This window comes from Simiduia sp., assembly GCF_058345725.1.
The window spans coordinates 1-20,447 of the sequence record NZ_JBTUOC010000060.1; the positions used below are offsets into that span (position 1 = coordinate 1).

A 20,447-nucleotide genomic window follows, 5' to 3' on the forward strand; every position below is an offset into this window, starting at 1 on the left:
CTTGAGGTTTCCATGAACGCCAAGCAACCCACCGTCGGCTTTGTTTCACTCGGCTGCCCGAAGGCGCTGGTGGATTCCGAGCGCATTATCACCAAGCTCAAGCTGGACGGCTATGCGGTGGCGCCGGAATACGACAATGCCGATGTGGTGGTGGTCAACACCTGTGGATTTATCGATTCGGCCAAGCAGGAGTCCATGGATGCTATCCGCGAGGCCATGGCGGAAAACGGCAAGGTTATTGTGACCGGGTGCATGGGCAAGGGTGTGGATGCCGAGGCCATTAAAGCGGCAAACCCGGGTGTGCTCAGCGTCAGTGGGCCGGCCGACTACGACACCGTGATGAACGCCGTGCACGAGTATGTCCCCAACGAGGCCATGAACCCGCACCGGCACGAGTTGGTACCGCCAGCGGGTGTAAAGCTCACCCCGAGCCATTACGCCTACTTAAAAATCTCTGAGGGCTGCAATCACCGCTGCAGTTTCTGCATCATTCCCGCCATGCGCGGCGATTTAGTGAGTCGCCCCATTCCCGAGGTTGTGCAAGAGGCGCACGACCTGGTTAGCCAGGGTGTACAAGAATTGTTGGTGATCTCCCAGGACACCAGCGCCTACGGCGTAGACGTTAAATTCAAACTGGATTTAGCCAGTGGCGCCGAAACGCGTATGCAGGATTTGGCCGTTGCGCTGGGTGAGATGGGTGTGTGGGTGCGCCTGCACTATGTGTATCCCTATCCTCATGTCGACAAGCTTATTCCGTTGATGGCGGCCGGTAAAATTTTGCCCTACCTGGATATTCCCTTTCAGCACGCCAGCCCGCGCATACTGAAACTCATGAAGCGGCCCGCGCACAGCGAAAAGGTATTAAACCGTATTAAGCAGTGGCGGGAAATCTGCCCCGATTTAACCATTCGCTCCACCTTTATTGTGGGTTTTCCAGGCGAAACCGAAGACGATTTTCAAACCTTGTTGGACTTTCTGGAGGAGGCGCAACTCGATCGCGTGGGCTGTTTTAAATACTCCCCTGTCGACGGTGCTACGGCTAACGAGTTGCCAGACCCGGTGCCCGAAGATGTTCAGCAGGCGCGCTGGGAGCGCTTCATGGAAACCCAGCAAAAAATCAGTACCGCCCGTCTTGCCCGGAAAGTGGGTCGCACATTGCCCGTAATTATCGACGAGGTGGATGAAGAGGGCGCCATTGGTCGAACCCAGGGCGATGCGCCTGAAATCGATGGCGTTGTGTACTTGAATGAAGAGTTTGATGTGGTGCCTGGCGATATCGTCGAGGTGGAAATTACGCACTCCGATGAATACGATCTTTGGGGCACTCTGGTTCGCTGAGCCGGGTTTCGATAGTGCGCCGGGCATTGAAATTAATTGCGCCGCTGGGGTGTCTGCCCTAGCGCGCTCGGCGCCTACCTTGACGCCTGCTCTGGTGAGCGCTTCGACGCCCAGCTTCCCGTTGACGCCCCGTTAATGGTACGGAGGTTCTTGTGAAAAGTGCCTCCGCGGGGTGTTCGTCTGCCATTTTCATACTGCTGCGCCAACGCGAGATTGGTATAGTGCTCCCTCACAAATAGGGAGCTAGCCGTGTTTATACCCAAACATTTTCAGGGCCACAGTGATGGGCTCGCGTTTATCGCCGCCAACAGCTTTGGGCAACTGATGAGTCACAGTTCTCAGGGCATGGGCTGCACACATCTGCCAATGCTGCCCACCGACAACGGCCAGCGACTCATTGGCCATGTGGCGCGTATCAACCCGCAGGCCGAGCTTCCCGAGGGGCATCCTGTGCTGTGTGTTTTCGCGGGACCGCACGGCTATGTGTCGCCCAGCTGGTATCTGCGCCCGGGTGTGCCCACCTGGAATTACGAGGCCGCTCACGTCAGCGGGCACCTGCATTGGGAAGACGATGCCGAGCGCGCCGGCGAAATTGTCGAGCAGTTAACCGCGTTTTATGAGGCCGCTGAAGAAACTCCTTGGGTGCCCAGCTATCCACCGCAAATGCTAAACGCAATCCGCGCGTTCACGGTTGTTATCGAGCGCGTAGAGTTTAAACAAAAGCTCAGTCAGAACCGTTCCGTCGACGAGCGCAAAAACGTAATTAACGCCGTGCGTGCGCAAGGTAACGAGCCATTGGCTGCGGCTATGGAGGCGGTGCTGCCGCGCGACTAGTCCGCTGCCAATGACTGCAAAGGAGTAATTATGCGAATGAATCACTGTGCTTGGCTTGCAATATTTGCCGCGGTGTTTATCTGGTCTGCCATCGAGCCGAAAGACCGGTTTACCTGGTTTCTCGAGGTGTTGCCGGCAGTGATTGGTTTGGTGTTGCTAATTGCTACACGCCAGCGCTTTCCTTTGACGCCGCTGCTCTATGTGTTGGTATTGGTTCACTGTGTGATTTTGATGGTGGGCGGGCACTATACCTACGCAGAAGTGCCGCTATTTGACAGTATGAAGGACTGGTTTGGTTTTGAACGCAACAACTACGACAAGCTTGGGCACTTTGCGCAAGGCTTCATTCCCGCCGTGCTGGCGCGCGAGATTCTAATTCGCAAGCAGGTGGTAAAATTGGGTGCCTGGCTTAATCTGTTCGTGGTCAGTATTTGCCTAGCATTCAGCGCTTTTTATGAGCTTTTAGAGTGGTGGGTGGCGGCGGCCACCGGCGAAAATGCCGAGGCATTTTTGGGTACACAAGGGTACGCCTGGGATACCCAATCGGACATGATGTTGGCGCTGATCGGCGCAATCTGTGCTCTTGTGTGTCTGGCGCGCTGGCACGACCGGCAGTTGGCGCAACTTGCCGGTAAGCGCTAATTGCCTGCGAATCGGCGGCGCGCCGTTCGGCTAGCCATGCTTGTACAAAGGGCCAAGGCAGCTGCTAGCGAATGGGGGGGATTTCCAGGGGAAGCCGGTCCAGCTGCGAAATGGGGAACAAGTGGGGGTGCGTAACGCGCAGTTGATCCAGTGCTGATTGCAATTGCGCCACCAACCTATCGTCGACATCTTTGCTAAAAGCATAGTAAAGCGCTGAAGTTTTTAGATACGCCACCACTTCGAAATCGTCGGGATTCAAGCCTATGTTGTTTAAAATCACATCGGCGGTGCGCGGGGCCACCGGCCAGATGTCGATGCGATCTGCCTGGAGCATGCGGGCAATACTCACGACGTTATTACCTTGCGCAATTTGTGAGGGCGGCAGCTTGAGGGGCGCTAAAAATTGCGAGGTCACGTCTTCGCGCACCACGCCAAAACGCAATTTTTTTAATTGATCTATTTGGGTAATGTTTAGTTGCCGGTGTTTTTTCGCCACCAGCGCTATGTGCTCCTCTACGATGGGGCCGGCCCATTTAAAGAGTTTCTCACGATTGGGGCTGCGGCTGGTGCTAAACAGTACGCGATTAGTGCCATTTACGGTTTCGTGGTAGCCCCGTGCCCAGGGCTTGACATCGATGATTTCCGGCGTAATAGGGCTGCCTGCTAATTGGCTGGCTGCGACCAATAGTGTGACTGCTTGGCCCGCCACTTTTCCGTCGCGCAAATAATTGTAGGGCGGGTAGTCCTCAGTAATATAAATCAATTGGTTTAATTGTGGCGCGGCGCCCGCCCAAGGGGTGTTTGCTAACAGGGCAATGATGCAGCACCAGCCGTAGCGCAGCACTCTCCGGTAGCGTGTTAGTGCAGTGCCAATGCTGGGGTGCGGGTTTGCGGTCACCAACTTACCTCGTGCGCTTGACGCGTGATTAGCTACAGTATGTAGACAGTATAGCAACAGTCTCCGCAGGGGTTATGTCGCGTCTTTGAAGTTGGAGATTACTGACGCTTGGGGTCCTGCGTAGCGTTTTGCGGCGAGTAGAGTTGAGTTTTACGCGGGGTAATTTGCGGTGTTACCTGTTTGCCTCTAATTGTATCGATGGCATCTTGCAGTTGCTCGACCAGCGCGTCATCTACGTCGGCGCTGAAGGCATAGTAGAGATCCAAAGTTTTCAAGACATAAACGACCTCGTAGTCTGCTAGCTTGGCACCAATGGATTTCAATACATCGAAGGCACTGGATTCACCGTAAACCCACAGGTCTATGCGTCCACTTTGCAGCATTTTAGCAATGCTTTCTGGTTGTACTCCTAGGGTGATGATGGTTTTCTCAAGGTGCAATTCGCGCAGTGATAGCTCACCCACGTCGTCGCGCACGGCACCAATGCGGTAGCGATCCAATTGCGACAGTGAGTCGATGCGAATACCGCGAGCCTTTTTGCCTACCAGCACTATGTGGTTGGTTCCTATGGGGCCGGCCCACTTGAAGAGCGCCTCACGCTCGGGGGTTCGGGTGGTGGAAAACAGTACGCGGTTTGGCCCTTCTAAGGCGTTGTGAAAGGCTCTGGCCCAGGGTTGCAGCAATATGTTGCGCGCCAACACCGGACTGCCGGCGAGGCTGGTGGCCGCAATTAGGAGTTCGACGGCTTCGCCGCGCACCATGCCGTTTTCTTCGTAATTGTAGGGCGGGTAGCTTTCGGTGATATATTCCAGCTGGTTAAGTGATTGCGCATTCAACCTGGGCGCGCCCAGTAAGGCAATGCAGGCAAGCAGGTAAAGCAGCAGCGGTGAACACAGGCGCATAGGGGCATTCTCGCTGGGGCGGAAAATGGGTAAATGGATCACCTTTCTTTTTAAGTATAGGTTAGCCAACCGCAAGCGCGTGGAGGTGCTCATTCGATATGGCTATAACAAATGGATTCAGAGTAAGAAAAGCAGGGCTATCCGATATGGCTGCGCTGGTGCCGTTGTTTGTGGCCTATCGCCAGTTTTATGGAGTCGAGGCACCGGAGGGTGCCGTGCAGCGCTACCTGGTGGCGCGCCTGCAGACAGGGCAGTCTGTAGTGTTGCTCGCAGAGCGGTCGGGCCAGGCCTGTGGCTTTAGTCAGCTATACCCTAGTTGGTGCAGTCTGTCGTTGGCACCTTATTTCATACTGTTCGATCTCTACGTGAGTCGTGGCTGCCGACGTCTGGGTGTTGCACGCCAACTGCTTCAGGCCGCCGCGGCCGAGGGGCTGGCTCAACAGATGGACAGACTCGAATTGGCCACAGCGGTGGACAATAACAGCGCGCAGGCGCTCTATCGCGCGATGGGGTGGCGGCAAGACACCGAGTTTTTGCACTTTGCTTTGCCCTTGACGGGGTCTAGTGGTAGCTAGGCGTGGGCGCCTGATTAGCTGTGCGGCTAAAGGGTGTCGGCCAATACTTTCAGTACATCAGAGCTGGCAATGACACCGGCTATCTGCTGTTTATCGGTCACAAAAACTCGGTGAATACTGTTTTCAACGAGTGTGGCACACACCGCTTTCAGGCTGGCGTCGGGGGCCACGGTAATAACTTGCGGGTTCATAATCTGGTGCACGGTGCAACTTTCCTCAGCCGTAAGACTCCAGGATTCCAGATCTTTTTCGTGAAAATCCAGTGCATAGCTTTCTTGGTAATAATCTTTCAGTTTTGCGAGTTTGTGTTCGCGGTTGGCGTTCTCAAAATGAAAGACATCGGTAATGCTGACCACGCCCACCAGCGAGTGGTCCGAGGCAATCACTGGCGCGCCAGCGATTTGGTGTTTGCGGAAAAACTCGCCCAAATACTTAATCGACCAACCTTCGTAGGCGAATAGAATGTCTGCGTGCATGATATCTCTCGCAGTCAGGTTGCGCATTGAAGATTGTCCTCTCGGTTAAATCAACGGGCCTATGTCAAAAAGTGTAGTAGAGGCTGGGGTTTTTCATAGTAATAGCCCTGAGCGCGAATGACGCCCAGGCGCGCGCACAGCGCGGCTTGTTCTTTGGTTTCAATGCCCTCCTGGACCACGTCCAAGTCGAGTGCCTGTATAAGTTGGCAGAGTCCTTCAAGCAACATCTCCTGGCGTGGATTCTGCTCTGTAGGCAGCAGCGTCTTGTCTATTTTTACGGTGGTAATCGGGAAGTCGCGCAAATGGGAAAGCGATGAAAAGCCGGTGCCGAAGTCGTCCAGTGCTATGCCGTAGCCACGCTCACGCAGGTCTTGTATTAACCCTCGCACAGTATCTTTGTCGTCGATAAACGCCGTTTCGGTGATTTCGAATTCAATTTGCCCCGGCTTGATGTTAGAGGATTTGACACAGTCATCAATAAAATTCAGTAGTGCTGGATCTTTCAGTTGCAGTGGCGACAGGTTGATAGAAAGGTATTGGGTGTCGCTGGTTAGGGGGGGGTGGTTAGATACGACGTCTTCTATGATCCAGCGGCCAATGTCCATGATCAAGTTAGATTCCTGCGCAATGGGAATGAACTTGTCGGGGCTGATCAGCACATTGTTGTGGCGCCAGCGAATGAGGGCTTCGTAGCCCAATACTTCGCCAGATGCGGGCGATACGATGGGTTGAAAAAACATGATCAGTTCACGTTTTTTTAAGGCCTGTCGGAGTCCGTCTTCAATGCGTACGCGCGCAATAAACTCCTGTTGCATTGCGTCCTGGAAATAGCAAATTTGCGATTTTCCCAGACCCTTTGCCTTGTGCATGGCTATGTCTGCTTGGGCCAGCAGCTGTTGTACATCCACGGAGCTTCTGCTTTGAATAGTAATGCCAATGCTCACCGATGCATAGAAGTTAAATGCATCAAACTGGAAGGGCGTTTGCATCACTCTGAGTAGCCGTTGTGCCGCCCGATTCGCATCTGCAGGTGATTTGGTGTTGTCGATGAAAACGGCAAATTCATCCCCGCCAATGCGCGCGAGCATCTCGCCGCCACGCAGACAGCTGGCGATACGTTTGGCCACTCGCTTGAGAAGTTTATCGCCATAGCTGTGGCCCCAGGTGTCATTGATTTTCTTAAAGTTATCGATGTCGATAAAAAACAGGGTGACTGGGTGGGTTCTGGATCTCTGTCTTATGGCATAATCAACGGTTTGCTCAAAAATGAATCGATTGGCAAGGCCGGTCAGGCTGTCTTTTTCCGACAGACTTTTAACCTTATTAAAACTGTCGTGCAGTGCGCTTTCGAGTTCGTGGCGAATGACGGAGTTGGCGATGGCCGTTTTTAGCATGATAGGGTTAATCGACGACTTTAACAAAAAGTCCTGAGCGCCAGCGCGCAGGCATTTTATGGCCAGTTGCTCGTCTTCAAGGTTAGATATCATTAACACGGCAGTGTTGTTTTTTGCCGCTTTGGATTTAAGCTCAAGCATGAAGTCAAGGCCGTCAATATCTGGCAGTAAATAATCCAGTAATATGACATCGTAACGCTTGTCGTTAATCTTCTCCCAGGCGCTATTGGCACAGTCGGCAATGTCTACTGTATAGCTTCCCTGCGTGGCCTTAAGCGAGCGCATGACGCTTGCGCGGTCTAGTTCGTCGTCGTCAATCAATAGTGCTTGCATTATTTTTGCTCGTCGATCGGTAGTTTTACGATGCGCCAGAACCCATCTAGCATTCCGATAAGTTTCATAAATTGTTCGCCAGTTTCGCTTTTTAGAAAATACCCGGCGATAAATTTCTCGTAGGCGCGCATCTTGTCTTCGTCATCGGAGGATGTAGTTAATACAAAAACCACGGTTTCCTTGTGCTCTTCGTCGGCGCGCAGTGCCTCCAGAAACTCGTGGCCAGAGAGCTTGGGAAGATTCAGGTCCAATAAAATAACAAAGGGTTTTTTGATTTCTCGGGTTTTTATCATTTGTAGGGCTATTTCGCCGTCTTCGGCGCGCATGATGCTGTTGCTGATGCGTTGCTTCTGAAAGCTTCGCTGAATAGTCATTGCGTCGATATCGTCGTCTTCGACAAGCAGTAGCGTTATTTCATCATGCGTCATGATTCTTGCCTTTAAACAGGGGGAGTTGGATTGAAATGCTGAGTCCTTGTTCTGGCCTGTCTAAAAGTTGTAGTGAACCATTCAGGCTTTGCACTATTTTAGCAATGATGGCCAGCCCCATGCCGCTGCCTTCGGTTCTGTCCTTTGGGGCTAGCGTTGTGAAGGGGCGAAGAATTCGCTCAAAGTATTGGGATGGCACTCCGGGGCCGTCATCGCTGTAGGTGAATTCTAAGTGATTGTCTTGCACGGTGACCTCAACAAATATCTTTCCATGGTCGCGATGATGGTGTTTTATGGAGTTGTTCACGAGATTTCGGAAGAGTGTTTCTATGGGTGTTTTTGGCAATAGTAAAACGATATCGGAGCATTGCACTTGAAATGCGTTTTTAAAGTCATACATGTTAACGATGTCGGTCATCATGTCCTTGATTGCGATGGGCTCCAGGTTTTTTTCTAGTCGGCCAGCGCGGGAGTAGGTGAGCAAATCGTCTAGCAGCGTCATCATGCGTTGGCATCGCGAGCGAATCAGCGATAGATGGTTTTTTCCTTCTTCTGGGAGTACATCACGGTAGTCTTCATCCAGCCAATCGCTGATGTTTTTAATGCCTACCAGTGGCGATTTTAGGTCGTGCGAGGCCACATAGGCAAATTGATCAAGCTCTTCGTTACTGCGCTTCAGCTCGGTAATGGTGCGATTCAATTGATCGGTCAATTGTTTACGTTGATCGATACACATAAAGCTCAGCGTGATCAACATGGCCTTACTCTTAGAGGAAAATTGTGAGGCTGCGCGCGCTTGCATCCAGGTGGTGCGGTTGTCGTGTAGACATAGTTGTATTTCAAACTCTGCACTGATACCTGGCTCCGTAGCGATGGCCTCCAGGGCAGCAAAAAAATCGGGATGTGTTTCCGGCGCGACAAACTGCATCAAGGGTTTTCTGATTAAATGCTCCTGTGTGTCGTTCAGCCAATCTTGCAGTGTACGGTTGACTTGAACCAGTTTTAGTTGGCTGTCGAGTACGCAAATGCCGTTGGTGCTTGCGTCAAAGGCGCTGTTGATAATGGCCTGCTGGTGCTCGAGTGCCTTAAGGTGCCCAATCGACTCCTGCAAATCGGCCTCCATGAGCAGATAGTCCCGTGATCCGGGCACGGCGGTTAAACTAATGGCAATGGGATTGCCCAACTTGTTAATGGTTCTTTGGGTGTAGTGTGCTGGCGTGGGTTCGTTTAAATGCGCTTGAATGCGCGCCAGTTCTTTTGGCGGAAACAGTTCGTTAATGTGCGAGGCGTCGGCAATGGAGAGCCGGCTATTTTTATCGGTGATGCGGCCGTCGCGACTGATAATGGCAACGCCCTCGTCGATGGTGTCGATGGCGCGTTTGAAACGCACATACAACTGCGCGGCCTTGGCCTCTGCTTGTGTGTGACGTTGAATGCTTCGGAAAAGTAAACCCGCGCCCACCAGCATGGCCAGGCTTAACACCAACACAAAAGTACGTGTGGCCAGATAGTAGTGATTGGTGCCTGGCTGCGCTTGCAGAAATAGCGTGAGCGGCTGCGGCTGCACGTTAACGGATGCACTTGCCAGGGGTTTGTCGGTGTGGAGGGCACCTTTTCCCGCCAGTAGCCTGCCCTGCGAATCCAGTAATTGGTAGTTGTATTGATTGGCATCGGTGTAGGCTTCAATCACTGCGCTGAGCTGGCTGAGCGGTAGAGACTGCGATTGGCCCGGGCGGGCGAGCGCTAAACCATTGGGTGTATTGCGCACTTCAAGGGTGAAGTTTCGCTGCGAGGGTTTGCTTTGAACGGAACTGTTCTGCATGGCGTTGCGCGGGTTTTGTTGATCCGACAGCAGCACCTCGACCAGCGCAAGTTTAAGTTCAATGCGATCCACTAATACGAAGATGTCGGCTTTAGATTGTCTGAACTGCCAGAGTTCGCCGGCGCGAATTGGCACTAACTGAAACGCGAGAAACATAACCAGCAAAAGGGGCGCACTAAAAGCCAGCTGCCAGGCCAGGGGATCGCGCCGGGTGAGCTGCTGGCGCAGGTCGAACAGCAGGCCTGCACTAATTAACGTGAGCCCTATGGCAGTGTGCGCGGCCATGGCGGTGAGCTGGCCCCAACCGTAGGCGGGCGTTAAGTTGGTGAGATAGCCCAGCAGCGCCAGCACGCTCAATCCCAGTGTGAGGGCGCATAGCACCGTGGCTATCAGTGCGTGCTGGGCGCGCGGTAATTTGAGCCAGCCAGTACTGGCGATGAGCATAAATGCCAGTGCGGTATTGGGCGCCATGCGACCCGGGTGTGATGTTTGCGTTTGCAGGTAGTGCTGCATAAACAACTGGTCGATGCCCACATCTATGTGCAGCAAGTACTGCAGTAATGTGACAGCGGGAATGCCAAACAGACTGGCGGTAAGCAGCTTGCGCAGGGGCGAAGGCGGGTGAGAAAAGGTAGAAATAAAGCCGGCGGCCAATAAGAAACACAGCGCGGTGTTGTACTGCATGGGTACCCAACCTGGGTACATTTGTACAATTTGGTTGATGCCGGCGTGCCAGCCGAAAATTACCAGGCCCCCCAGTGCAGCCACGACACTGGGGAATATTGAGCACGACCATTGTGAGCGCGCGTTACCATCCATTAGCTGACACCGTCACTGTAGCTTATGTGATGAGTGTAGCTTAACTCCTGCAACCCACGCGCACAGTGCGCCGCTTAACTAGCCTGTAGGGTTTTTTACGCTAGATTCACCACACTGATTTCACCCAGGTGCTTGGCTTTCACGCGTCGCACAATAAGCCAGTACACTAGTGCTAAAATTGTGGTGGACGCCAAAAACCACACGCTTGCAAACAATGGTTGTTCGAATAATTGGCTCAGTTGCCACAGGTTGCTGGCAATCCAGTAAGACAACATCAAACTCCAAATTAGCGAAAAGCGCAGCCAGCCCGAGCCTGCTTCCCGCTGCATGGCCCCCAGTGTGGCAACGCAGGGCGCATAGAGCAAAACAAAGGCTAGGAAGCAAAAGGCAGCCCAGGCCGATGGAAACAGGTTGGCAATGGGGCTGTTGGCAATCAGTGCGACATCTACACCTTCTTCTGCATCCGACTGCAGGCCGAACATAGCTTGGGTGTTGTCTTTAATGCTGGTGAAGGCCGCACCCAGGTCGCCCATAAAATCGGGCGGAGTGTCAGCGTAGTTATCCTCGGCGCCGCCCTCGTCGGTGTACAGTGTTTGGATGGTGCCCACCATCACTTCCTTGGCAAATAAGCCGGAGAACAGCCCCAGAGTTGCCTGCCAGTTGTCTTCGCCAATACCGATAGGTGTCAGCATGGGAGTGAGTTTTTTACCGATCCAGGCCAGCGCTGAATCCGGGCTGCCGGGAGCGCCCCAACTGCCGTCGGTTTTCACAGCGCCCAGGCAGGACAACACAATCACCACCAGCATGATCCGCTTACCCGCGCGCATCATAAAGCTGTGCAACCGGTGGCCGGCCTGAGTAAATACGTTGCGCCAGACTGGGCGCCGGTAAGAGGGCATTTCCAGAATAGAGGGTTCGTGGTAGCGACCAAACAGGGTTTTGCGCAACAGCCAGGCCGAGCCCACGGCCACGATAATGCCCAGCAGGTAGAGGCAAAAGATGGCAAGGCCGGCCTGCTCGGGGAAAAACGCGCTGCCCACGAATACGTATACCGATAGGCGCGCGCTGCAGGACATAAACGGCGCAATAAAAATGGTGGTCAGACGCGCCGAGGTGGAATTCAGCGAGCGGGCCGCCATCACCGAGGGTACATTGCAGCCAAAGCCCACAATGAGCGGAATAAAGGCCTGGCCGGGAAGGCCGATGCGGCTCATGACGCCGTCGATTACAAAGGCGGCGCGCGCCAAATAGCCGGAGTCCTCAAGCCAGCTCATACACAGGTACAAAGCCCCGATTACTGGAATAAAGGTGGCGATCAACTGAATGCCGGCGCCGATACCGTCGGCCATAAAGGCGATGAGCCAGGCGGGTGCGCCAAGGCTGGTCAAGGCCCAGCGCAGACCCTCCACCACCCAGCTGCCCAGCCAGATATCAAAAAAGTCGATAAAGACGGCGCCAAATTGCACCGACACCATAAACAGCAGATACATGACCAGCAAAAAACTGGGGATGGCAAAGGCTGGGTGCAACAGCCAGCGGTCTATTCGCTCGGTCAGCGTGGGTTCGCCGGTGAAGGTGGTGGCCCGATCGATGGCGGCTAGAAGCCCTGCGTGCGATAGCGGTTGGTGAGGCAGAGGGTTGCAATTGCAATCGACCGCGCCCTCGCTGTCGGCGAGTGGCTGGCTGTGCACTGCCTGGCTTAAGGCTTTAAGCAGTTCGCCCATGCCGATGCCCTTGGCGGCAGACACCTCAACCAAGCGGCCGCCGAGCAGCGTTTTCAATTCTTGCAGCTCGAGTTGAATGCCGTGATCTTCCAGGGCATCCATCATATTGAGGGCGATGACTACCGGGCGCCCGGTGGCAATGACCTGGGGAATCAGCTCTGCCTGTCGGCGCAGCTGGGTGGCGTCGATGACCAGCAGAATGGCATCTGGTTCGGCACTGTTTAGATAGTCATTGGTGACCTTGGCGTCGATACTGAGCGGACAGTCCGTGAGCATGTGAACGCCGGGCAGGTCGATAAGCTCAACGGCGGCGCCGTCGAGCCGAAACTCACCGATTTTTTGCTCGACGGTAACCCCGGCCCAGTTGCCGGTGCGCTGGTTGGACTTGGTGAGAACATTAAATAGGGTGGTTTTGCCACAATTGGGGCTGCCCACTAAGGCAATTTGCTTCACAGAGAGGCCTTTAACGTATTAGACGGTGACTTCGATGGCCGCAGCGTCTTCCTGGCGAATGGCGTACAGGGCACCCTGTACCTTAGCTTGCATTGGGCCGCGGCCGAGCGCTCGGTGGAGTACCTCGATGGGGGCTCCGGGTGCGATGCCTAGTTGTGCACAGTGGCTGCGCAATACGGCGCTTTCACTGTGAATGGCAACAACACGCGCTGACTGACGAAGATTTAACTGATCAAGTGTCACAAATCTACCCTGTGCAATGGCTGTGGAATAACAGACGGTTTGATAGCGGGCACCCGGCTGGTGAATGGCTCAGTGGCGCTATATTTTGGGGCTCTCACGGCGCTGTCAACGGATGCGCCGGGTACATAGCCCCTGGCGGCACACAAGATAACGGAGATGAGAACTATTATCTTTCGTAATTATGTTCTTCTCTTTGGCTAACATCAAGGTCTGCCGGCACTTTGTGGTTGGCGGGCGACGACTCGGAGCTTGTTCCAGCCTCTGAGGGGAGTACACTGCGCCCGTAAACAGGAGACCTGCTTTGACCCCATCCCGCTTGATGATTGTTGTGGCCGCCATGGTGGCCCTGTCGCCCCTGGCCATGGACAGCTATTTACCGGCCATTCCACTGCTGGCCAGCCACCTGGGTGTGAGCGCGGGCGCGGTGAGTTGGACGGTCAGTAATTTTTTGCTGGGCCTGGCGGCGGGCCAGCTATTGGGGGGCGCCGTTTCGGATCAAAAGGGCCGTCGTCCGGTGGCGCTGTTCGGACTGGTGGTGTTTACCCTTAGCTCGCTGCTGCTGGTCTGGTCGGACAGTTTGCTGTGGGCCAATGGTTGGCGCCTGCTGCAGGGCTTTGGTGGGGGCCTGATCATGGTGGCCGCCACGGCCATCGTAAAAGACGTCACGCCGCCGGAGCAGCTGGCGGCCCAGATCGCGCAAATTGTGTTTGTGGTGATGCTGACGCCTATTCTGGCACCGCTGGTGGGCTCGGCCATGTTGCCGCTGGGGTGGCAGAGCATATTTTTGCTGTCGTTTGTGGCGGCTCTGTTGATGTTGGCGATAGTGGCGCTCTGGGTGCGCGAAACCAATCAAAAGATTACCGGAAAATTGTCGCTCTCGGCGGGCTTTCGCCAGTACGCCTATATTTGGCGCTATCGCAAGCACGGCATGTACCTGGCGCGCTGGCAGGCGTTTACCATCAGTTGCAGCGGTTTACTGGGGTTGGTTTTTGTGACCGTCTCCAGCCCCTTGCTAATGGACAGTTACGGGTTGAGCGGCGCCCAATTTCCCTTTGCCTTTGGGGCCTTTGCCGTGTCTATATTGTTGGGCAATCGCTTGGGTAAATGGTTGGTGGGGCGCTATCGGCCTCAGCACATTTTTCGCATTGGCTTGCGGGTGCAGTGGCTGGCAGTGGCGGTTATGGCAGGTGTCAGCGTGTATAGCACGCCGCCGCTGGCGCTGACTTTGACAGGCATTATGGTGGCTATAGGAACCGGTGCGGCCATTGGGCCCTCGGGTTCTGCCATGTTTCTCAATGTGCTGGACAAGCACTTTGGCAGTGCCACCGCCTTTGAGACCACCGTGCGTTTTTCCGCCGGTGGCCTGCTAGGCAGTTTGGCCACTGTATTGCCCCTGCCTCTGCCGGTGGCCATGGTACTGATTATGTTTATAAGCGTCACCTTGGCGCTGGTATTGGCGCGCCAAACGCGGCCAGCGTGGGATGCGTGTCCCTAGCGGGCAGCCTGCGCATCTCTGCCTATACTGTGGTGAGTTACTTTTACGTCATTCGCCACGGAAACCCAGCCCATGAAGAGTGCCGCCACGCACCCCTTTGAAAGCGATCGCCTCGCGCTGCTCGAGCAATACCAAGTGATGGATTCAGAGGCCGAGCAAGCCTTTGACGACCTCACAGAAATTGCCAGCGCAATCTGCGGCACGCCCATTTCATTGATCAGCCTGGTGGACGACACCCGCCAGTGGTTTAAGTCAAAGGTGGGCTTAGACGCCACCGAAACACCCAAGTCCATTGCCTTTTGCTCCCACGCAATTTTGCAGGACGACGTCTTCGAGGTGCCCAACGCCCTATTAGACGAGCGCTTTGCCGACAATCCGCTGGTGGAGAGTGCGCCGGATATTCGCTTCTACGCCGGCGCTCCGCTCATTACCGAGCAGGGGCTGCCGCTGGGCACCCTGTGTGTGATTGACCAAGTGCCCAAGGCGCTAAACGATGTACAGCGCCAGGCCCTAAAAACACTTGCCAAGCAGGTGGTCAGCCAGTTGGAGTTGCGGCTGCACAATCGTCGTTTAGTTCAATTGAATAAAAATCGCGAAAAGATTTTTGCGGTGATCGCTCACGATCTGCGGGCGCCTTTTAACAGCATACTGGGGTTCTCTCGGCGCCTGAGCTCTAAAGCCGATGCCTCGCGCCCCGAACGCGTGGTCGATATGGCCCAGGCAATTTTGACTGCCTCGACCACGGTGTATCAGCTGCTGGATGAATTGCTGCAGTGGTCGCAACAACGCATGGGTGCCTACAGCTTGCAACTGCAAACACTAGCCATTGCCGATTTGATTAAAACCGACATGCAATTGCTGGGCGACACCTTACAAATCAAGCGACTGACACTTCAGCAGGCTATCCCCGACGGACTTGCCGTGCGCGCCGACGCTACGCTCAGTCACACGGTGCTGCGAAATCTTTTAGCTAATGCCATTAAATATTCACCCACCGGCGCAGAAGTGCGCGTAGAGGCACAGGTGCAGGGCGATGAGGTGGTCATCAGTGTGATTGACCAGGGGGCGGGCATCGACAGCGAGCTGGCCGAGAAGCTTTTCAGGGGCCCAGTAGAAAGCCAGTTGGGGAGTTACGGCGAACACGGCCACGGCATCGGCCTGGGGTTGTGTTTCGATTTTGTCACTATGCAAGGCGGCAAGATCTGGCTGGATCGGGCACATGGGCCCGGCACCAAAATCAGTTTTAGCCTGCCCCGCGCTGAGTAGCGCTGGATTGTTTTGCTGGTACGCTAGCGCTATTATGCGGCGCATAAAATTCTCACAGGCAAGGGTATGCAAGGTTTTCTGTCCGGCTTATATCGCCCCTTGTTGCTATTGAGCGAAAGCGACCATGGATGACACCACCGCCAGTGTACAGGCGCTGCTGGCGCAGGCCCGCAGACCAACGCACCTCACTCAGAAAACTTTGGACGAGCACTTTGAGCTGTTCTGTCTGGTGATGGAGCGCGGCTTTGCCTTGCACACAGGCACCAGTAATCGATTGGTGGTGGAGTATAAATTGTCTGATACCGGCTCCTGCCGGCAACTGCCCAGGGTGCATCCGCAAGGTGGCATGAATTTCCGACTGCCCGAGTCTTGGCTGCTGCCCAGCGACCATTTCCTGTTTTACGACCCCAGCGACGACACCGATTTTCCACAGTTGGCTACCTTCGACGCCGCGTCCAATCGCTTTCTGCAAGCCAGCTGGGAAGACTTGGTGGACTTGAATCGGCTGCACAGTAATCAAGTATTGCCGCTGGCGAAATTGCGCTCGCTGCGTGGGTTGCACTACATCAAGGACATTGCTTGTCTGCAGCTGTGCGAGTTGAATTTTGATCGGTTATTCGAGAAAGATGCTGCGCTGGCGGAGCAGCTGCGGGGCTTGCTGGCAGATAAAATGTCGCGCCATGTGGAAGCGTCGCGACATTGGTTAAAGGCTTCGCGCAGCGAACAAATCGCGCTGAAATATCTCGCGCGCGACAAAAAGCTGCCCAAGGCGTAGCGGGTTCTCAGTGTGTCTGGTGTTTAACCCCAACAAGATAGGCCGTTCTTTCTGCGGTCTCGGGTTTGCCAAATAGGTAGCCTTGCATTTCGTCGCAATCTTTGCCGCTGAGAAACTGCTGCTGCTCGTAGGTTTCTACACCCTCGGCCACTATTTTAAGCTTCAGGTGGTGCGCCATAGCGATGATTGTGGTGGCAATGGCCACGTCGTCCAAGTCTTCGGGAATGCCGTCCACAAAGGATTTGTCGATTTTAATGACGTCAACTGGCAGGTGCTTTAACCGACTGAGATTTGAGTAGCCGGTGCCAAAGTCGTCAATCGCCAGATTGACTCCTACTGTCTTGAGTTCGTGCAGGGTGGCAATAATGTGGGGGCCCTCGTCCATTACCATACTCTCCGTGATTTCCAGCTCCAGTTGATTGGGCGGTAGTTGAGCTTGTTCGAGCGCGCATTTCACCTTTTCAATAAGTTGGGCGTCGTGAAATTGTCGCGGTGACAGGTTGACCGCAACGGCGATGGGCGCGCAACCCTGGCCCATCCACTCGCTGAGTTGTCGGCAGGCTTGCTGCAGGACCCAGTCGCCGAGCGCCACGATCAATCCCGACTGTTCAGCAATGGGAATGAATACATTGGGGGCAAGCAGGCCGCGAGAGGGGTGCTGCCAGCGCACCAGTGCTTCAACTCCGACGATGGTATTGGTGGCGTTGTTGATGCGCGGTTGGTAAAAAAGCTCAAACTCATTGCGCGCAATACCGGTGCGGATTTCTTGTTCCAGCGTTATGCGTTCAACGGCGCTGCGGTTCATGTCGTCGGTATAGTATTTCACTGTGTTTCGGCCAGCCTCCTTGGCGCCGTACATGGCCGCATCCGCATTGCGCAGCAGCGTGCTGGCGTCCTGCCCGTCCTTTGGAAATAGCGAGACGCCCATGGAGCAGGAGAGGTGCAGCTCTTGGTTGTCTATCTGAAATTTATCGCTCATGGTTTTCAGTATTTTTTCTGTCACTACTTCCGCGATTTTGTTGGAAGTTCCGTGCAGGATTATAAAGAACTCGTCGCCACCAAGGCGGGCCACTGTATCGTTTTCACGCACGCAGTCCTTTAGGCGCAGCGAGGCCATTTTTAGCAGCTTGTCGCCCACATGATGGCCTAAGCTGTCGTTGATATTCTTAAAGCCATCGAGATCAATAAAGATAATGGCCAAGCTTTCATCGCGGCGGTGGGCATCGGCAATGGCGCGATTTAAACGGTCGAGTCCCAGCGCGCGATTCGGTAGCTGGGTTAGCGAGTCGTAAAAGGCCAATTGTTTAATTTGATTTTCGCGGCGCGAGTGACTGATGGCCAGCGAGCTGACGTGCACCGCCATATTGATAATGCGCTGATGACGAGCTGAAGGCGCGCGCTGGTTTTTAAAATACAGGGCGAAGACACCCAGCAATTCGTTGTGAGCAAAAATGGGTGTAGACCAGCAGGCGCGCAGGTCGTGTTGCAGCGCCAGGTCGCGATAATCCTCCCAAAGTGGATCGGTTTCGATGTCGCTGACAATGATTTGTTTGCGCAAAAATGCCGATGTGCCACAGGAACCAGCCTTTGGGCCTATGGCCATGCCATTAACGGCAGCATTGTAGACCGTAGGCAGCGAGGGCGCAGCGCCGTGCAGCAATCTACGGCCGCTGGCATCCAGCAGTAAGAAGCTGGCCAGCATTTCTTGTCCCAGGCTTTCGATATCCTTAACCAGTGCTTCAAGGATCACTGGCAGCTCGGCGTTGCGCGCAATGAGGCTCAGGGCATGATCCTGGGCGGCCAGCAGGCGCTCGTTGTAAAAGCGCTCGGTAATATCTCTAATTATGCCTAAAAAGTAGCGTTTCCCGTGGCGGTAATTTTCAGCCACGCGCAATTCAATCTTAAACAGGCTGCCGTCTTTATGGCGGCCTTCCAACTGTCGGGCATTGCCGATGACATGGCGCTCACCCGTATGGCGATAGCTTGCTAGATAGCTGTCGTGCTGAGAGTGATAGGGCTCGGGCATTAGCATGTTGACGTTCTGGCCTTCCAGCTCAGCGCTGCTGTAGCCAAACAGTTTACGTGCGGCCCAGTTGGTGCTGGTGATTTGTCCGTTGTCGTCAATGGTGATGAGTGCATCCACCACGCTGTCGATAATGGCCTGGGTATTTTGCGCATTGGCTTCGCTTTCCAGCAACAGGCGCTTGTGTTCGGTGATGTCGGTATTGGTGCCGTACCAGTGGCGCGAGCCATCGGCGAGTTGCACGGGTTGGGCGCGAATGAGATGCCAGCGATACTCGCCGTCTTGGGTGCGCAAACGGCACTCGGACTCGTAGTCGACACCTTCTTTTATGCAGCGCTCCCAGTTCTCGTACACACTTTGCAGATCGTCGGGGTGCACTATGTCGGGCCAGTCTTCCGGTTGCAATTGCGCTACTGTGCGCCCAAAATAATTGGCCATTTGGTGGTTAATAAATGTGATGGCGCCGGTGTCTTCTGCGGTCCAGACGTGTTGTGGCATGGCGTTGGCTAGATTGCGAAATAATAACTCGCTATTGACGATTTTCTGTTCGATGGTTTTGCGCTGGGTGATGTCCTCAAGCGTGGCCACAATAAAGCGCCGCCCATCGATGTTCAGCGTAGAAAACCCCACCGCGGCGGGGAATTGGCTGCCGTCTTTGCGCTTGGCGAACATTTCAAAGCACACGCCTTTGCCCTGGTAGGACATGTCGCTGCCGGTGCTTGGCTGCAGTAAATTCTGACCGCTGACATCCTGGCCCATCAATAAATTAAAGGAGTGGCCAACCAACTCATCGCGCGTATAGTGAGTTAGTTCGCACAGCTGTTGGTTGACGGCGACGAAATTGTAATCCTGATCGATAAACATCATGCCGCAGGGGGCGGCATCAATCAGGGTGCCCAGCTGTTCGCGCTGGCTGCGCTCGCGCGATTTGTACTCCTGGCGGCGTTGCACCAACAGGTACAACAAGCCGGTACACAGCCCTCCCAGCAACAGCGTGTACAAGGAGGTGTAGGTTGCCGAGGGCAGGTTGAGGTGTTGTACCAGAGTGGGGGTCGCAGTGATGTGTAACTGCCATTGGCGGCCCATCACTGGCAGCTGGGTTTGATAGCTTAGGTGCGCGCTTTGCCAGGGCCAGTGCCCCGTATCCGATAGTGGGTCGTCAGACGTCGAACTGTTATTGGGCGCTAGGCCGTTAAAGGTTATCGCGCCGTCTTGCACTTGGATCTGGGTCAGCGCCAGGGCGTCCAGCTGTGACCAGAGGTCGTTAAAAAACAGAGGTGCACCCACCCAGCCGTAGGGCTCGGTGCTGCCGGCGTGAAACACCGGCAGCACCAGCAGGTAGTCGGGCGTGCTGTCTATTTTTTTACCGGTACCGTGCAGCGGCGGGCTGAGCTGCACGCGATTTTTTTTGGCGGCTTGGTCCAGTGTGGCCCTGCGCGCGGGTTCCGAGGCTAAATCCAAACCAAAGGCATCTTTAAGGCTGTGTTTGGGGGCTATGTAGGTAATCAAGTAGCGGTTGTGGGCGTGCGGCGTGTACTGGCGAAAATGAAAATCGGCATTCTCTGCGCGGGCGCGTAGCAAAAATGCATCTGTATCCTGCGCGGGCACGTTGGCAATAAAGCAGAAAAAACGCAGGCTGTGAAATTCCTGCAATAGGTTACTGTGCTGTAAAAAGGCGGCAAAGGAATGGCCGTTAAACTCTTCGCCGGCGCTTTTGACGGCGCCTCGCATGCCGCGCAGAGCCAGCGTGATGTGCGCCAGCTGCCCCGTCAGTTGCTGCGCCGTTTGCGTGCCCAGGCGCTGCAGCTGTCGCTCAAGCTTCTGCTGATTTTGGTAGTTGACTAACGAGCCAGCCAAACCCGCGGTGAAAAATGCCGCCAGCAGGCCCACTGTCAGCAGGAGGTTCGTATTCATAGGCGCACGTAATCCGGTGATAATTAAGCCTAGCCCAGAAATGGCGAAGGTGCGGGCGCTGCCGTGCAGGGTGCAGGGCATTGAACCCGAGGG

16 protein-coding genes are annotated in these 20,447 nt (G+C 54.7%); 7 read left to right on the forward strand and 9 right to left on the reverse strand.

Annotation, left to right across the window (positions count from 1 at the left end; all coding sequences use genetic code 11):
- Positions 1-12: 12 nt before the first annotated feature.
- The 3 genes from rimO to ACW8F6_RS13285 all read left to right on the forward strand — a co-directional run bounded on the left by rimO (position 13) and on the right by ACW8F6_RS13285 (position 2,814).
- Positions 13-1,338, forward strand: a complete 1,326-nt coding sequence (gene rimO, locus ACW8F6_RS13275; protein ID WP_491576385.1) for a 30S ribosomal protein S12 methylthiotransferase RimO — start codon at positions 13-15, stop codon at positions 1,336-1,338.
- Positions 1,339-1,587: 249 nt separating this feature from the next.
- Positions 1,588-2,172 carry an FMN-binding negative transcriptional regulator gene (locus tag ACW8F6_RS13280; protein ID WP_491576358.1) on the forward strand — a complete coding sequence of 195 codons (585 nt, stop codon included), beginning with the start codon at positions 1,588-1,590 and terminating at the stop codon, positions 2,170-2,172.
- Positions 2,173-2,208: 36 nt separating this feature from the next.
- On the forward strand, positions 2,209-2,814 hold the full coding sequence (locus tag ACW8F6_RS13285; RefSeq protein WP_491576359.1) for a DUF2238 domain-containing protein: 606 nt from the start codon (positions 2,209-2,211) through the stop codon (positions 2,812-2,814).
- A gap of 64 nt (positions 2,815-2,878) precedes the next feature.
- Here ACW8F6_RS13285 and ACW8F6_RS13290 read toward each other — a convergent pair whose 3' ends face one another.
- Both ACW8F6_RS13290 and ACW8F6_RS13295 read right to left on the reverse strand, forming a co-directional pair.
- Positions 2,879-3,712 carry a substrate-binding periplasmic protein gene (locus ACW8F6_RS13290; RefSeq protein ID WP_491576360.1) on the reverse strand — a complete coding sequence of 278 codons (834 nt, stop codon included), beginning with the start codon at positions 3,710-3,712 and terminating at the stop codon, positions 2,879-2,881.
- Positions 3,713-3,810: 98 nt separating this feature from the next.
- The gene (locus ACW8F6_RS13295) at positions 3,811-4,614 is read right to left on the reverse strand and encodes a substrate-binding periplasmic protein (RefSeq protein ID WP_491576361.1); all 804 of its coding nucleotides are present in this window, start codon (positions 4,612-4,614) and stop codon (positions 3,811-3,813) included.
- 146 nt (positions 4,615-4,760) lie between these two features.
- Between ACW8F6_RS13295 and ACW8F6_RS13300 the strand changes: the two genes are divergently transcribed.
- Entirely contained in the window at positions 4,761-5,189 is a 429-nt protein-coding gene (locus tag ACW8F6_RS13300; protein ID WP_491576362.1) for a GNAT family N-acetyltransferase, read from the forward strand.
- A gap of 26 nt (positions 5,190-5,215) precedes the next feature.
- On the opposite strand, the gene ACW8F6_RS13305 is transcribed toward ACW8F6_RS13300, so the two are convergent.
- The 6 genes from ACW8F6_RS13305 to ACW8F6_RS13330 form a co-directional block, all read right to left on the reverse strand.
- Positions 5,216-5,692, reverse strand: coding sequence for a CBS domain-containing protein (locus ACW8F6_RS13305; protein WP_491576363.1), 477 nt, complete (start codon positions 5,690-5,692; stop codon positions 5,216-5,218).
- A 32-nt stretch (positions 5,693-5,724) separates the two neighbouring features.
- Positions 5,725-7,392, reverse strand: a complete 1,668-nt coding sequence (locus tag ACW8F6_RS13310; RefSeq protein WP_491576364.1) for a two-component system response regulator — start codon at positions 7,390-7,392, stop codon at positions 5,725-5,727.
- Positions 7,392-7,820 (reverse strand): response regulator, encoded by a 429-nt coding sequence (locus ACW8F6_RS13315; RefSeq protein WP_491576365.1) that lies wholly within the window; start codon positions 7,818-7,820, stop codon positions 7,392-7,394. Before ACW8F6_RS13315 ends, ACW8F6_RS13310 begins: the two co-directional genes overlap by 1 nt.
- The gene (locus tag ACW8F6_RS13320; RefSeq protein WP_491576366.1) at positions 7,810-10,461 is read right to left on the reverse strand and encodes a sensor histidine kinase; all 2,652 of its coding nucleotides are present in this window, start codon (positions 10,459-10,461) and stop codon (positions 7,810-7,812) included. The genes ACW8F6_RS13315 and ACW8F6_RS13320 overlap by 11 nt, the downstream gene beginning before the upstream one ends.
- Positions 10,462-10,556: 95 nt before the next feature.
- The gene (feoB, locus tag ACW8F6_RS13325; RefSeq protein WP_491576367.1) at positions 10,557-12,638 is read right to left on the reverse strand and encodes a ferrous iron transport protein B; all 2,082 of its coding nucleotides are present in this window, start codon (positions 12,636-12,638) and stop codon (positions 10,557-10,559) included.
- Between the two features lie 18 nt (positions 12,639-12,656).
- Positions 12,657-12,881 carry a FeoA family protein gene (locus ACW8F6_RS13330; RefSeq protein ID WP_491576368.1) on the reverse strand — a complete coding sequence of 75 codons (225 nt, stop codon included), beginning with the start codon at positions 12,879-12,881 and terminating at the stop codon, positions 12,657-12,659.
- A gap of 301 nt (positions 12,882-13,182) precedes the next feature.
- Here ACW8F6_RS13330 and ACW8F6_RS13335 point away from each other — a divergent pair, with 301 nt between their 5' ends.
- From ACW8F6_RS13335 to ACW8F6_RS13345, 3 genes are all read left to right on the forward strand, one after another.
- Positions 13,183-14,376, forward strand: coding sequence for an MFS transporter (locus ACW8F6_RS13335; RefSeq protein ID WP_491576369.1), 1,194 nt, complete (start codon positions 13,183-13,185; stop codon positions 14,374-14,376).
- A 72-nt stretch (positions 14,377-14,448) separates the two neighbouring features.
- On the forward strand, positions 14,449-15,642 hold the full coding sequence (locus tag ACW8F6_RS13340) for a GAF domain-containing sensor histidine kinase (protein WP_491576370.1): 1,194 nt from the start codon (positions 14,449-14,451) through the stop codon (positions 15,640-15,642).
- 124 nt (positions 15,643-15,766) lie between these two features.
- Complete coding sequence (locus tag ACW8F6_RS13345) at positions 15,767-16,417, forward strand: hypothetical protein (protein WP_491576371.1); 651 nt, start codon at positions 15,767-15,769, stop codon at positions 16,415-16,417.
- A gap of 7 nt (positions 16,418-16,424) precedes the next feature.
- Here ACW8F6_RS13345 and ACW8F6_RS13350 read toward each other — a convergent pair whose 3' ends face one another.
- The gene (locus ACW8F6_RS13350; RefSeq protein ID WP_491576372.1) at positions 16,425-20,354 is read right to left on the reverse strand and encodes an EAL domain-containing protein; all 3,930 of its coding nucleotides are present in this window, start codon (positions 20,352-20,354) and stop codon (positions 16,425-16,427) included.
- Positions 20,355-20,447 lie beyond the last annotated feature (93 nt).

Coding starts and splice junctions, on each gene's coding strand:
- rimO (WP_491576385.1), top strand. CDS start 13: ATGAACGCCAAGCAACCCACCGTCGGCTTTGTTTCACTCGGCTGCCCG.
- ACW8F6_RS13295 (WP_491576361.1), bottom strand. CDS start 4,614: ATGCGCCTGTGTTCACCGCTGCTGCTTTACCTGCTTGCCTGCATTGCC.
- ACW8F6_RS13340 (WP_491576370.1), top strand. CDS start 14,449: ATGAAGAGTGCCGCCACGCACCCCTTTGAAAGCGATCGCCTCGCGCTG.
- ACW8F6_RS13285 (WP_491576359.1), top strand. CDS start 2,209: ATGAATCACTGTGCTTGGCTTGCAATATTTGCCGCGGTGTTTATCTGG.
- ACW8F6_RS13345 (WP_491576371.1), top strand. CDS start 15,767: ATGGATGACACCACCGCCAGTGTACAGGCGCTGCTGGCGCAGGCCCGC.
- ACW8F6_RS13315 (WP_491576365.1), bottom strand. CDS start 7,820: ATGACGCATGATGAAATAACGCTACTGCTTGTCGAAGACGACGATATC.
- ACW8F6_RS13300 (WP_491576362.1), top strand. CDS start 4,761: ATGGCTGCGCTGGTGCCGTTGTTTGTGGCCTATCGCCAGTTTTATGGA.
- ACW8F6_RS13305 (WP_491576363.1), bottom strand. CDS start 5,692: ATGCGCAACCTGACTGCGAGAGATATCATGCACGCAGACATTCTATTC.
- ACW8F6_RS13310 (WP_491576364.1), bottom strand. CDS start 7,392: ATGCAAGCACTATTGATTGACGACGACGAACTAGACCGCGCAAGCGTC.
- ACW8F6_RS13320 (WP_491576366.1), bottom strand. CDS start 10,461: ATGGATGGTAACGCGCGCTCACAATGGTCGTGCTCAATATTCCCCAGT.
- ACW8F6_RS13350 (WP_491576372.1), bottom strand. CDS start 20,354: ATGAATACGAACCTCCTGCTGACAGTGGGCCTGCTGGCGGCATTTTTC.